This is a genomic window from Clostridium sp. (genome assembly GCF_021372645.1).
Taxonomy (GTDB): Bacteria; Bacillota; Clostridia; order Clostridiales; family Clostridiaceae; genus Clostridium.
In genome coordinates, this window is the sequence record NZ_JAJFUC010000044.1 from 56633 (window position 1) to 70860 (window position 14228).

11 protein-coding genes are annotated in these 14228 nt (G+C 29.7%); 10 read left to right on the forward strand and 1 reads right to left on the reverse strand.

Annotated elements, in window-relative coordinates; translation table 11 throughout:
• From LLF98_RS07285 to LLF98_RS07330, 10 genes are all read left to right on the forward strand, one after another.
• Positions 1-1692 carry a type II/IV secretion system protein gene (locus tag LLF98_RS07285; protein ID WP_291702309.1) on the forward strand — a complete coding sequence of 564 codons (1692 nt, stop codon included), beginning with the start codon at positions 1-3 and terminating at the stop codon, positions 1690-1692.
• A 42-nt stretch (positions 1693-1734) separates the two neighbouring features.
• Positions 1735-2937, forward strand: coding sequence for a type II secretion system F family protein (locus tag LLF98_RS07290; RefSeq protein ID WP_291702311.1), 1203 nt, complete (start codon positions 1735-1737; stop codon positions 2935-2937).
• A 79-nt stretch (positions 2938-3016) separates the two neighbouring features.
• Positions 3017-3469, forward strand: a complete 453-nt coding sequence (locus LLF98_RS07295) for a prepilin-type N-terminal cleavage/methylation domain-containing protein (RefSeq protein ID WP_291702313.1) — start codon at positions 3017-3019, stop codon at positions 3467-3469.
• Between the two features lie 268 nt (positions 3470-3737).
• On the forward strand, positions 3738-4943 hold the full coding sequence (gene pilM, locus LLF98_RS07300; RefSeq protein WP_291702316.1) for a pilus assembly protein PilM: 1206 nt from the start codon (positions 3738-3740) through the stop codon (positions 4941-4943).
• A gap of 14 nt (positions 4944-4957) precedes the next feature.
• Positions 4958-5515, forward strand: coding sequence for a PilN domain-containing protein (locus LLF98_RS07305; protein ID WP_291702317.1), 558 nt, complete (start codon positions 4958-4960; stop codon positions 5513-5515).
• A 1-nt stretch (position 5516) separates the two neighbouring features.
• Entirely contained in the window at positions 5517-6848 is a 1332-nt protein-coding gene (locus LLF98_RS07310) for a pilus assembly protein PilO (RefSeq protein ID WP_291702319.1), read from the forward strand.
• A gap of 9 nt (positions 6849-6857) precedes the next feature.
• Positions 6858-7844 carry a type II secretion system protein gene (locus LLF98_RS07315; RefSeq protein WP_291702321.1) on the forward strand — a complete coding sequence of 329 codons (987 nt, stop codon included), beginning with the start codon at positions 6858-6860 and terminating at the stop codon, positions 7842-7844.
• A 149-nt stretch (positions 7845-7993) separates the two neighbouring features.
• Positions 7994-10444 (forward strand): hypothetical protein, encoded by a 2451-nt coding sequence (locus LLF98_RS07320; protein WP_291702323.1) that lies wholly within the window; start codon positions 7994-7996, stop codon positions 10442-10444.
• Positions 10445-10462: 18 nt separating this feature from the next.
• Positions 10463-11011: a prepilin-type N-terminal cleavage/methylation domain-containing protein gene (locus LLF98_RS07325; protein ID WP_291702348.1), complete on the forward strand. Its 549-nt coding sequence runs from the start codon at positions 10463-10465 to the stop codon at positions 11009-11011.
• Positions 11012-11029: 18 nt separating this feature from the next.
• Positions 11030-13888, forward strand: a complete 2859-nt coding sequence (locus LLF98_RS07330; protein WP_291702324.1) for an Ig-like domain-containing protein — start codon at positions 11030-11032, stop codon at positions 13886-13888.
• A 167-nt stretch (positions 13889-14055) separates the two neighbouring features.
• Here LLF98_RS07330 and LLF98_RS07335 read toward each other — a convergent pair whose 3' ends face one another.
• A complete protein-coding gene (locus LLF98_RS07335) occupies positions 14056-14214 on the reverse strand; it encodes a transposase (protein WP_291702326.1) in 159 nt (52 codons plus the stop codon).
• Between the last annotated feature and the right edge of the window lie 14 nt (positions 14215-14228).

The window sequence follows — 14228 nt, forward strand, 5'->3', positions numbered from 1 at the left end:
ATGGCAACTGAAAAAAAAAGATTAGGGAACATTCTCGTAAATGCGGGTAAAATTACGGGATATCAACTGCAAGAAGCATTAAAGTCTCAAAAGACACTTGGAAAAAAACTTGGAGAAATACTAGTTGATAATAAGATCATAACAGAAGATGAAATAATAGAGTCTATAGAGCAGCAAACAGGAATAAAAAAAGTAGATTTAAATACAATAAGTTTTGATAGAAAAGCAATAGCCTTAATACCTCAAAATTTATGTAATAAATATATATTAATTCCATTCGGATTTGATAAGAATAAAATTAAAGTTGCACTTGCAGATCCATTAAATATTTTTGCAATAGACGATGTGGCAATATCTACAGGATTTGAAATAGAGTCTTTTATATCTAGAAAGAAAGATATAAGTAAATTCATAGGGATATATTATAGTAGCCAACAAGTTAGTAATGCAGCAATGCAACTTGCAAAAGAAAGCACAAAAGCAATTAAACATAAGACAATAGATGAAGATATAAATGAGGTAAATAGTGCACCCGTTGTTAAAATGGTTGATTACCTATTTAAGAATTCAGTAGAAATGAAAGCATCTGATATTCATATAGAACCTTTTGAAAAGGAAATAAGAATAAGATATAGGATAGACGGAAAACTTCAAATTGTTAATACACTTGGAATAGAAAGCTTAGGACCTTTAGTTACTAGAATAAAAATTCTCGCAGGGCTTAATATAGCAGAAAAAAGAATCCCTCAAGATGGAAGAATAATGGTTAAGGTTGGTGGCAAAGAAATAGACCTTAGAGTTTCAGTACTTCCAATAGTTAATGGAGAAAAAATAGTAATAAGAATTTTAAATACTGGTGGTTCTATATTAAGTAAAAATCAGCTTGGAATGAGTGAAGATAATATAAAAAAACTAGATAGGATAGTTGCAAATCCTCATGGAATAATTTTAGTTACAGGACCTACAGGGAGTGGTAAATCTACTACTTTGTATGCAATACTCAAGGAAGTCAATTCCAATAGTGTAAATATAATTACAGTAGAAGATCCAGTTGAGTTCACAATGAATGGAATTAATCAAGTAAGTGTAAATGAAAAAGCTGGATTGACCTTTGCAAGTGGACTTAGAAGTATATTAAGACAAGATCCTGATATAGTAATGATTGGAGAAATTAGAGATGAAGAAACCGCAGAAATTGCCACTAGAGCAGCGATTACAGGGCATTTGGTTTTAAGTACACTCCATACAAATGATGCACCTTCATCTATAATAAGACTTGTGGATATGGGAATTAAACCATATTTAGTTGCAACATCTGTTGTTGGAGTATTGGCTCAAAGACTAGTTAGAAAAATATGTAATAATTGCAAAGAAGAATATGAAGCTAGTAAATATGAAAAAGAAATTTTAGGACAAGATGCAGACAAGCCACTTATTTTGCATAAAGGAAAAGGTTGTGGATACTGCAACGAAACTGGCTACTCTGGAAGAATTGGTATTTATGAGATTATGGAAATGACAAGAAAGCATAGAGAGGCTATAAATGCAGGTGAAAATTCAGATACCATTAGAGATATTTCAATAGCAAATGGAATGAAAACTTTAGAGAGTGAATGTAAAGATTTTGTTTTAAGTGGGATGACAACTATCGAAGAACTTTCAACAATTGCAACATTAGCAATTAATAATTAACAATTGAGCATTGATCATTGATCATTAAAAAGAGGTGTTTGTGTGCCAAAGTTTAAATATAGAGTTATGAACTCAGACGGAGAAAAAATAGAAGGACGTTATGAGGCAAATTCTAAAGAAGAAGTTATAGATTTTATTTCAGGTAATGGATATTATCCTCTAATGGTAGAGGAAATATCAGAAAGTACAAATATAGAAATAAAATTTAAGAAAAAAGTAAAATTTAAAGATTTATCAGTATTTTGTAGACAATTTTATACTATGTTAAATGCAGGAGTACCAATTTTAACCTGTTTAGAAATATTAAGTGTTCAAATTGAAAATCAAAAATTAAGAGAAGCTACAAAAGATATAAATGAAGAGGTTGAAAAGGGTGGAGTTTTATCAGATGCCATGAGAAAGCATACAGATGTATTCCCAGAACTTTTAGTATCTTTAATAGCATCAGGAGAAGCAAGTGGTAATTTAGATGCCATAATGCTTAGAATGTCAACTCATTATGAAAAGGAAAATAAGATTAACAATAAAGTAACAGGTGCGTTAATTTATCCAATGGTACTGGGAATGGTTTCTATTGGTGCAGTTGTATTTATATTAACTTATGTAATGCCTACATTTACAGAAATATTTAAACAAAGCGGAACAGTTCTGCCTTGGTCTACTAGATTTTTACTTGGGCTTAGTGACGGAATTAAGAATAATTGGATTGCTATAATTATTGGAGTAATTATAAGTGTATATGGACTTAATACTTTTTTTAAGACAGAACAAGGAAAATTAATTTCAAGTAAACTTAAATTAAAATTACCAATACTTAAGAAACTTAACCAAATGATTATAGTATCAAGATTTACAAGAACTTTATCTACGCTGATTGCAAGTGGACTACCTTTGATAGAGGCTTTGGAAATTGTTTCAAGCGTTGCAGGAAATAAAATTGCTGAGATTGCACTGATTAAAATTAGAGATAAGGTAATGAGAGGAGAAAGTTTATATTCTTCGATGGTAGAAAGTGAAATCTTTCCAGCAATGCTTTATTCAATGGTTAAAATAGGTGAAGAAACAGGTTCACTAGATGATATCTTAAATAAGACAGCTGATTTTTATGACGATGAATTAGAAACAATAATTCAATCATCAGTAGCACTTATGGAACCAATTTTAATAGTAGTAATGGGATTTATAATTGGATTTATGATAGTATCCATAATGTTACCAATGTTTGATAGTTATAATCAAATTTAAAAAAACAGCAATTAATGCACAATGTGCGATCCAGAGTGCATTAAAAATAAAACATATAAAAATTAGGAGGCGTTTTAAAATGAATAATTTATCAATCAAAAAAATGAATGAATTAACAAAGAAAAAGAAGAAAGGATTTACGTTAGTTGAATTAATTATTGTTATTGCAATTATTGCAATCTTAGCGTCTATTGCTATACCAAAGTTTGCTGAAATAAGAGAAGATGCCAATGTAAAAGCTGATATAGCAACTGCTAAGGCTATTCAATCAGCTGTAACAGTTGCAGTTACAAATGGGGTTACTGGATTTGGATTAGGAGCAGATGCAGCAACTCCAAATGTAGTTACTACTGCGAATCTTCAGAGTGTACTTAATGGGAACACAATACCTAAACCAAAAGCTAAAGAAGCAACAGCTGGAACATTTTCAGCTGAAATTGATAATAATGGGAATGTAGTTGTAGAGGCAAATAGTTTACAAGTACTTCCAAAGCCTGCTGCTGTTGCTGCTGGCAATCCATATAGTAAGTAAAAGCTTGAAAATTATGTTAAATTAATTATTAAAGTGTAAGGTTAAATAATATTCTTACACTTTAATTCAATAATAAATTATAATAAGTTTTATATTTACTTATTATTGGTTGTTAACTAGACATCTTATATTGAATCATTAAGTAATTAAATAATATGAATTGCAAAATATAAAGGTATTGTTAATAAGCAACATTGAGCTAAAGTTAAGAATAACTTGATTAAATTGTATATACAAAATGAATAAAAATAGGGGTATGGGTGAGGCTATGAAGCTAAGAAGAAATAAATATGATGAATTAAATGAAAATAATAATGAGATAGACCCTAAAGAAAAGAAAAAATCAATTGACATTAAGTCTTTAATGAATATGGATATAGGAACTTTAAAAGCTAAATGTTCAACAAGTTTAAAAAAAATAAATAAATTAAGTACCCAAGAAAAAAAGAGAAAAGTCATTGCTTTTGATATGGGAAGTTCTACTATAAAAATAGTCGAAGGGATGTATTATAAAGAAGATTTAACTATTGACAAATATATTACAATCTCAACGCCTAAAGATGCCATTATAGATGGAGAAATAAAAAAAGAAGAAGAATTATATGGTAAATTGAGTCAAGTATTAAAAGAAAACGGAATAAAGGTTAAGGATGCAACATGTACAACTAATTCTACATTAATTATAAATAGAGAAATTTTAATTCCAAAGGTAGAAGAAGAAGAAATGGATACTGTAGTAAGATATGAAATCCAACAGTATTTACCAATTAATTTAGAAGATTATATATTGCAAGTAACAATTTTAGGCGAAGAAGTAGTAAATGAAACAACAAAACTTAATGTCCGTGTTATTGCATATCCAGAAAAAATAGCTAGAGGATATTATAATCTTTTACTAAAATTAAATTTAAAGCCATATGCTTTAGACGTAAATTATAATGCAGTAAATAAATTTATTAACTTTACAGGTATAAATAGTGAATTTGAATATAAGTCAAACGATTCAGTTGCTTTTATTGATATGGGAGCAAGCTTTATCGATGTTAATATATATAAAGATGATCAGCTAGACTTTACTAGAATAATAAAAGATTGTGGAAATGATATTGATGAAATATTACAAAGAAGTGGTGTTAAGGCTAGTGAATTAATAAATTTTAAAATAAAAAACATAGATTTAAAAAAAGAATTAGATCCATTAAATATAGATGTTAGATATGTTGTAGATGACTGGATAGAAAAAATAGAAAAAATAATTCAATTTTATAAAAATAGAAATACAGAAAATGAAGTGAATAGGATAATTATTTTTGGAGGAAGTTCTAAGATAAATGGCATGGAAGAATATATGGCAGAAAAACTTGGAATAAAAACAAAAATAAACGGAATTACTAAAATTGCCTTCAAATCAAAAGATGATGGAAAACCTATTGATGACTTTATAAATGTCATAGGTTCAGTCATAAGAGTTTAGGTGGAGGTTACAATATGAAAGATATAAATTTTTTTAAACCCTATTTAGGGAAAAAGAAAGAAAAGATAAATTCGAATATTTATGTATATGGAGCAATGATAATAGTTGGACTTTTAATAATTGTAACTTTTGGTGTTAACATTACTAGAATATTTTTGCTAAATAAAAGTATAAGCAGCTATAATGAGAAATTATCAGCTTCAGAAATACAAACACAATTAAAGGAAGCAGATAATATAAATAAACAAATAGATATACTAAAGCAATATGATACAGCACTAACTGATGTTGCAATTTCTGTTAAAGGCAGAGATAATGTTTCCGACACCTTACTAAAGGATATAAGTTCAACGCTGCCAAGTGAAGTTTCATTTAAGAACTTAGATGTGGTAGAAAATACTATAGCTATAAAAGGTACATCCACTAATAGAGAAGCAGTTGCTGAATTAAAACACAATTTAAATGAACTACCAATAATGTCAGACGTTTATGTAAATTCAATAGATACTCAGAGTGCAGTAGAGGGAGAGTACTCCTTTGATATAAAATGTGTGTTAAAGGATGTTGGATAATATGAAGATAAGCAATAAAGAAAAAATAATGTTATGTGTATTAGGAAGTATTATAGTAGGTTTTGTATATTATCAATTTGTTTATACATCACAAACAAATGAAATTGAAGCAAAGGTTAAGACAGAAAAGGAAATTAAACAAAAATATGAGACTGCTATGAATACAATCAATTCAATGGAAAGTAAAAAAAGTGATATTAAAATATTAAAAGCGAAGATAGGTGATGAAGCCCTACCTTTTTATCCAACAATAAGTGAAGAGAATATAATAATAGAATTAGATAAGTTACTAAAAGATAGTGGATTAAAAGGAGGAATTACTTTTGCACCTATAGTTTCAAATAATGTAGAAAATTCAAAAAAAGAGCAAAAATCTTTAGCTGAAAGTTCCTTACAGGGAATAGTTGACAAATACAACAGTGCATTTAACGATACTAAAAAAACAGTGGATAATTCTACAAAGAGCGAAACTAATAATGCTAGCGGGACAAGTGATTCAAACAGCAAAAATGCTTCAAATAATTCTAATGAAAGTAATAAAAAAGATTCAAAAGATACGAAGAAAAATACGGTGCAATATATTAAGTGTGAAGTTAAATTTGAAGGGAGTTATGAAAATTTAGATAAATTTTTAAATGCAATTGGAAATAATAAGAAGAAGATTGTAGTAAATTCCATAAAATTGAGCTCAGATAATTCAAAGGGAATAAAAGGAACACTTAATCTTGAATTTTATTCAATTCCAAAGATTAATGATGAGTTAGAAAGTTATTTGAAATGGGATTTAAATAAAACTTATGGAAAGAGCGTACCATTTAGTGCAGGAGTGGCAAGTACAGCATCTAACACATCAGTGACAGGTGGAACAACAGCTAATAATTCAGTATCAAACTCACAAGTAAATAAAGAACAAAGTGATTTTATAGCTTCAGTTAAACCTACAGCTTCTGATTTACCAACAATAATCATGGGTAAGGCAAAGGATGATTTAAGAACAACTTATGTTTATGCAGATAGTAATTCAGTGGAAAATGTTGAAATGATATTAACTCAAGATGGAGATAAGTATTATTATAAATATAAGACCTCAAAAGGAACATTTCCAGCTAATTATGATGGATTAGGGGCAGAGTTTATACCAGTAGCCAAAAATATAGTTTTGGATATTTTAAGCAGAAGCAGATTAGATGCAAATGATAATTCAGCAATGAAACTTAAAATAGTTAATAAAACAGATAAGTTGTTAAATGTAAATATAAGTGGAGAGGATTCTAATAATCCACGAGTTATAGTTGAAGGTGATTTAAGTAATGTAAGTGTTAATAATAAGTAGGTGAGTATTATGAAGAATAATTCTAAAAAGTATGGAGGGTTTACTCTCATAGAAGTAGTGATAAGTATTGCGATATTATCAATAATGTCCATTTCTGTTTATGATGGATTAATGATTATTATAAAACAGACTAAGGCAGGGCAGGTAAAACAGGAAGCTGCTTTAGAAGGAAAGAAGATAATTGAGAATATGAAAGCTTCCAGTTTTAAAATTCCTGGTACTATAGAGATGACACTTAATATAGGTGGTGATATATTCCAAAAGGAAGAGGATCATGAAGGAAATATTTTTTATACAAGATATGTAGATAAAGATTATGCTATATGTAATAAAGACGTAAGTAAATATAAAGAAAAAGTTACTTTAACTCCTGCAAAAGCATTTAAGACACCGCAAACAACAGGGCAAAGTGTTGAATTAAATACAGATGATGGATCTCGTCTAAAAGATAATAAACTTTATGTTAGTAAAATAGTTTCACAAGATTGTATGAGATATTGGAAATATAGTGAAAACAATAAATATACACCAGTTGAAGATAGTTTAACAGTACAAATACCAATGCCAAGTAACAGTGAATCAAAAATAGAAATGTCTGTTTATTTTACGACAACTGATACAGGATATCAAAATATTGAAATTAAAGATTATAAAGGTGTTCATCTATTATCAATAGATAAAGATGATACTGATGATAAGGATTTAGTTATAAACTTTAGCAACTATGTAGATTCAAATGGAGCAGTACCGATAAATGCAGAAATAGAATTAGATATTTATAATAAAACAACAGCAGATATTCCTAAAATTTATATTGAAAAACTTCAAGCATTAGATGTAAATGTCGAAGCACGTAAAGGTGAAATAAATGTATATAATAATCGAGCTGAAGATTTAGAAGAGAATAATGTTGGAACTTTATATGATATTAAACTTGAAATAAATGAAGACAACAATAATTTATTTACAGGATACGATAAGAAAAATATGCACTAATAAAAAAAGCAGCTATGCTGCAATTAAGAACTTAAATAAAAAAAGCAGCTATGCACTTATAAAAAGAGTGGCTTTGCCACAATACGGAACTTTTCTGCAATGAATAACTTGTAATATATTATTAAAGTTTTTAGATAGGAGGTGAGGTTATGAGAAGAAAAAAGCAAGGAGCTAGTTTGATTGTAGTAGTAATCGTATTTATGTTTTTATTTACAGTATCAACAGCTATGTTATCAATGGTAGTTGGCAATTATAAGGCGAGAGTTACAGAAAGTAAAAGAGTCGAAAATTTGTATGCTTCAGATTCGGGATTAGATGTTGCATATAATGTAATAGGAAAAACTTTTGATGCTGCAACTAAATATGGTTATTGGAAAGTAGAGGAATTAAAAAACGAGACCAATAAAGGTCCGTATAACGATAAATATAAAGATATAGAGGATGAGATTAATCAATTAAAATCAGATATTACTACTTTAAAGGCTGAAAGCCCTTCAGTGACAAGGTCTCAAAGTGATATAAATAAGGATATAGTGAAAAAAAAGAATTTAATAGAAGAAGATGAAAATATAAAGAATATTCTTTGTGATGAAGAATTTAAAAGAGCGTTTAGAAATTTTATTAACAAAACAGCTGAAGTTAGTGACAGTGAAAATGTACCTGATACACAACTTAAAGACTCAATAAATCACCACAAATATGTTAGTGAAATTACTTCTGAAAATATAGATACAGATAAGCCGGAGCAGACTATAGAATTTGGTATTGTAAATAAGAGTGGAAATTCACCAGAACTTAAAGCAGAAATTAGTGGTCCGGGAAGTTCAAATGAAACAAAAGGAATATACAGTACATCAGATGGTGGAAAACATAGTAAAACTGTAACATTTAGTGTATATGGAGAGCAGTATTATGATGTGTTGGTTACTTCAGACTTTTATACTGAAAGAGATAAAGAAAATAATGAAACTAATAAAAGACAGCTTAAAGCGCAATATAAAGTATCAGTTCCTAATTATAAGGATATATATTTTGAAAATTCCAGTGGAGATTTAAAAGAATATTTAGCTACTAAAGACAGAGCATTAACTATTTTTGGAGATATGAATGTAAATAATGTAACAGGATTAACTGTTAGCGGTGATATATTTGTTAAAGATGTTCCTGATACTATCCCAAGTGATAATAAGGTATATGGAAAGTATTTTGGTGGAATAACATTGAATAATAGTGGTGATGTGAACTTTAAAAATAATGTAATTACGAGAGGGACTTTTAACATTCAAAATACTACAACACCTGCAAGCGCAAATGTCACGACAACTGTTGGGGAGAATATATATGCTAGAAATATATATGTAGGCAAAAAGGATAATAGTTCTTTGGCTGGTGGAAACACTATATTAAATATAAGCAATAATGTAATAATAAATAATGATTTAGCATTAAATGCTGATAATGCGACTATAAATATAGGACATTTATATGGAATTAATGATGAGAATATTAATGATAAAGCACAATCATCTAGTAGTATAATAGTTAATGGAAACAATAGTTCATCAATTAATATTGAAAAGTCAGCATATCTTATGGGAACAGCACATATTGCAACTGATGGTGACTATCAAACGGCAGAGTCAGGAGCAGTTAAAGGAAATTATATAGCTTATTGTATTCCTTTAACAGATGAAGAAAAAAGTAAATTTGGTATTACTGGAACAGAACAGTTTAAATATGATAATCCATTGCAATTACTATCACCGCCAGATCCAGAAACAGCTCAACAACAAAAAGAAAATCATTTTAGAGCTTATTGGGATGGGAAAATTCCAAATGCAAATGCAGGAGGAATAATTTGGCCTCATAATTTAGATGGGAGTATCAACCAGAATAACATATGGTCTAGTGGTGTTATAGTTTATCAGAATAAGGATGGAGGAGATACACAAGTAATTCCGTCTCATTATGAAGGAGATTTGGAATCACAGACTGGAGTCATATATAGCAAAAGAGTAGAATTTGCACAATATGCATATAAATTTGGTCAAGATGCTAATATATATGATTATACCAATGCAAGAGTAATTTCTGGTGATTCATTAATTAATACTGCAAATATTACATCAAACATATTAGAAAATCAGCAAAATAAAGGTGAATATGCAATTTTTAATGGAGATAAGAACAAGGAAATAAAAATTAAGCAAGGTTCTGGTAGTGAAGATGAAATAGAGAATGCTGATTCAAATACTATAACGATATATGTAGGAAATCATAGTGATAGTTATATTTTAAATGCTGTTATAGCAACAGCGGGAAATGTTTCTATTGAATCTGGAGTTACTATTAAAGGATGTATTATTGCTGAAGGCAATTTAGATATTAATGGAAACCATGTAACAATAACTTATGATCAAGGGGTTATAGAGAGAGTTCAAGCACAAAATTTAAATACTTTTAAAGCTGTATTTGGTGAAAGTATTTGGGCTGATACAGATAGTGCTTCAAGTTCTACTGAACCAACTACAGAAGACTCAAGTTCAAATTATGATTTGAAGAAATTTTTACAAAATGAGTTATGGAAAATCATTAAATAAGGAGGTAGAGAATTGGCTGTGAAAAAGAAAAAGCCTGGTTTTACACTGATAGAAATGATAATTGTATTAGCATTAACAGTAATTGTATTAGGAATTACAAGTTCTATGTTTATTACAGGTAATAAGGTTTTTTCTGATTCAGACATTAAATCAACATTGCAAATGGATGGACAAGCGATTCAAGAAAAAATAAGCGACATTGGAATGCAGGCTACTACGGCACAAGCTGTGACGGTAGAAAATAGTGGTACTAATGAAATTAATGATATAACAATTAATTCATATGATAAGGATGGAAACTTAAGACCATTTACAATTGAGAAAAAAGATTCAGGTAGTGTCTATAAAGATGGAAGAAGCAAAATATATAAACTTTGGGTAGATGGTAAATTAATTTCAAGTAATGTAAAGAGTGTTATGTTAGATAATAATACAATTACTGATGCCAAAGCAAATACATTAAAAAATGTTAATTCAATTGAATTTACTATTATATTAAGAAAAGAAAAAGGCTATAGCAATATTGAACAGTCTGTTGATTTTAGGGTTGCTTTTAGAAATAAGTAAAAAAAGGAGGAAGGCATTATGAAAAGAACAGTAAAACAAAACAAAAAAATTATAAGTATCTTTTTGGTAGTAATGATGATATGGTCAATGGGATTTACAGGAATTAAAGTATCGGCAGCAACTACGGGATTGACTATAGGTGTTAATGATTCATCTAATCAGAGCATACCTAAATATACAAACAATGGAGGCACAAGAAGTGACAATATATTTAGCAATCCTGTAAGACTGGCAGCAAATGCAACTGCTAAAATTTCATACAATTTTACTAATGCAACCATGGCAAAATATCAATTTGTCCAAGCTGGTAATTTAACTACTGTACCACAGTTTCCACAGGATTCAACAATGACCAATATAAATTTACCAGCACCTAATAGTCATGATGCTTATGCAAATGATATAGGTGATAGAGGAACAATTAGCACTATGCAATATGTATATGCAGGTAATCCTAGTACTGCTAGTAGCACTGCACAGTTATCAAGAGATGTGAGCTTTGGAACACCACTTAGTTCTACTATGCTTGTTCAAAATGCAACTGTAGATAGTGATATACCTAATTATACTCTTCCAGGAAGCAATGCATTTTTGTCAAACCAAACAATTTATAGTGATAAAACTACAAATAAAACTACTAAAACTTCTACGTATTATGTATGGAATCCTTGGAGTAATGCTTATAGTAAACCTACTAAAAATGCTGCTTGGAAAGCAATGAAATTTTGGGGATATTTTTCACCGTCACAATCTGGTTATTATAACCTAGGTGCATATTCAGATGATGGAGCCTATGGATATCTTATAGTAAACGGTGAGACAAAAGAATTTGTTAATGATTGGTCTATTAAATCTGCTTTTAATAGAACTAAGAATAATCCTATATATCTTACAGCTAATTCTTATTATCCAATATATATGGAATGGTATGAAGGATGTCCTACCGAAGGTGCATTTACTCCAGTGTATCAATTTAGCAGCCAAAGTAGTAGTGACGCACTTAATAATAGTTGGTCAAATGTACCACAAAATTATTTTTATTCAAGTAAAACAACAACTCCTGGCACCATTCCTGGAGCATATTTTGGAGATGTTTCTGGAATTCCATTCCCTACTCAAGATGGAATTTACTATATTGCTACTAAATTTGTAAGTGGTGAAGGTACAACTTCAGGTTTATACGGTCCGTTTATAATTGATAAAACTCCGCCTACAATTAGTAATTTGTCTGTTGTATCGGATTATTCTATGGATAATAAAAAAGCAGATCTAGGAAATACTCTAACTATAACTTTCAAGGCTAGTGAAACATTGCAAGCAAATCCACAAATATTATTAGATGGATATGTTACGAATCCAACATCCTACACAAAGACTTCTGATAATAATTATACAGCAACTGTTAAGATAGCAGCGGATGGTTCAATTAACTCTAGTGGTGATAAGATAACTCAGACAGGACCAATTAATGTACAAATTGCTAATTATTCTGATTTATCAGGAAACGTAGGACTTCCTGTTCAGGATAGTTCAGTTACATTTATTAATAAAACAGACATAACATTAACATTAACTCAGAATCCTATGCCTACAGTATTGACAAATGGAAATGTAACAATAACCGCTAATGCTAGTGCATCAGGTTATGGAAATAGTATTAAAACAATAAAATACGCAACAGGTAATCGATCAATAAATTATTTTACCGCGGGTGGTACAAGTATTTATGATTCCAGTATTAGTGGTAGTAAATCGACAGTGCAGTCAACTTTTAATGTTAATACTAATGGAGTTTATACTGTATATGCGACAGATAATTCAGGAAATGTGGCAGTACAAACTATAGATGTTGAGAATATTTATGCAACACCTCCAGTAATTACAGCACCAATAAATGGAACAATAACAAATAACAATAAGCCAACAATAAAAGGAACAGGGGAAGCAGGAGCAACAGTAACGGTATATGATAATGGAACAGCAATAGGTACGGCACTAGTGCAATCAGATGGTACTTGGAGTCTTACATTGACTACAGCACTATCAGATGGAACGCATCCAATAACAGCAAAGCAACAAAATTTAGCAGGAAATATAAGTGCAGTATCAAATACAGTAAATTTAACAATAGATACAGTAGCACCAGCAGCACCAGTTATAATTGGAAATCCATCAAATGGTACAATTACAAACGATAAAGTTACTATTACTATAAATTACTCAATTGATTCTGCAATAAAAGAGTATAGAATTGATGGAGGAGAATGGCAAGCGTATAATGGTTCATTTGATGTTACAGAAAACTGTACAATTTATGCGAGAGGAACAGACGCAGCTGGAAATAAATCAGAAATAGAAAGCTATTCAGTAACTAATATTTATGTACCAAGTATTATTTCAGCACATGGTTTATATAATGGCAATGGTACTAATATAACAGAGGAAAAAGATCTAAAAGATGCAAATGGAAATCCTGTAACAAATGGAATTCCTGTAACAGATAAAATTCCAGTAACATTAGCTATGATAGTTGAGGCTAATTCATCAAATCCAGCAATAAATTTGAGTACGGATACATCAAGAATTAAACAAGGAACTATAGAATTTAAAATGTATAAAATTTCAGATTCAGATAATGACACAATTGACACAAATGTTTCGCCTACAGTAGTAACGTTGAATAATACTGGAAAAATTAATTTGACAGGTCTTACAATGGAAAGCGGTCATAAATATTTAATAGTATATACTGTTACTCCATATAAAACTACTCAAGACAAAATTGAGAAAGTTAAGGTAACAGCAAAAGCAGATGAAGATGAAATAAATTCCAAACCTGTTAATTTAAATATATTAGTTCAACCTGATTTATTTTAGGAACTAGGGTGACTGTCACCTACTGAAATAAGTAAAAAATTACAAAATACAAGAACTCCACTAAATGCAGATTTAGTGGAGTTTTTGTTTAAGAAAAGTTTGATGTGGGATATAGGCTCAACGCCAAAATGTGTTCTTGACAGTTTGGGGATGTAAAAAATTGGATATTACAAAGGTTCAAGTTCAAAAAGGTTTGGATTTATATTTTTATGTTTTCTAAGTTCTTCAAGCTTTCTTCCTGGAATTATTTCAAGTAGTGTTCCATTACGCAAATCATGAATTCCAGTGTTATAAGTATGACCCTTTCTTATTGCAAAATCATCCATTCCAATATTTAAGT

What these genes read in the sequence shown, in the direction of transcription:
- LLF98_RS07285 (WP_291702309.1), top strand. Translation starts at nt 1, where the DNA reads ATGGCAACTGAAAAAAAAAGATTAGGGAACATTCTCGTAAATGCGGGT.
- LLF98_RS07295 (WP_291702313.1), top strand. Translation starts at nt 3,017, where the DNA reads ATGAATAATTTATCAATCAAAAAAATGAATGAATTAACAAAGAAAAAG.
- pilM (WP_291702316.1), top strand. Translation starts at nt 3,738, where the DNA reads ATGAAGCTAAGAAGAAATAAATATGATGAATTAAATGAAAATAATAAT.
- LLF98_RS07305 (WP_291702317.1), top strand. Translation starts at nt 4,958, where the DNA reads ATGAAAGATATAAATTTTTTTAAACCCTATTTAGGGAAAAAGAAAGAA.
- LLF98_RS07310 (WP_291702319.1), top strand. Translation starts at nt 5,517, where the DNA reads ATGAAGATAAGCAATAAAGAAAAAATAATGTTATGTGTATTAGGAAGT.
- LLF98_RS07315 (WP_291702321.1), top strand. Translation starts at nt 6,858, where the DNA reads ATGAAGAATAATTCTAAAAAGTATGGAGGGTTTACTCTCATAGAAGTA.
- LLF98_RS07320 (WP_291702323.1), top strand. Translation starts at nt 7,994, where the DNA reads ATGAGAAGAAAAAAGCAAGGAGCTAGTTTGATTGTAGTAGTAATCGTA.
- LLF98_RS07330 (WP_291702324.1), top strand. Translation starts at nt 11,030, where the DNA reads ATGAAAAGAACAGTAAAACAAAACAAAAAAATTATAAGTATCTTTTTG.
- LLF98_RS07335 (WP_291702326.1), bottom strand. Translation starts at nt 14,214, where the DNA reads ATGGATGATTTTGCAATAAGAAAGGGTCATACTTATAACACTGGAATT.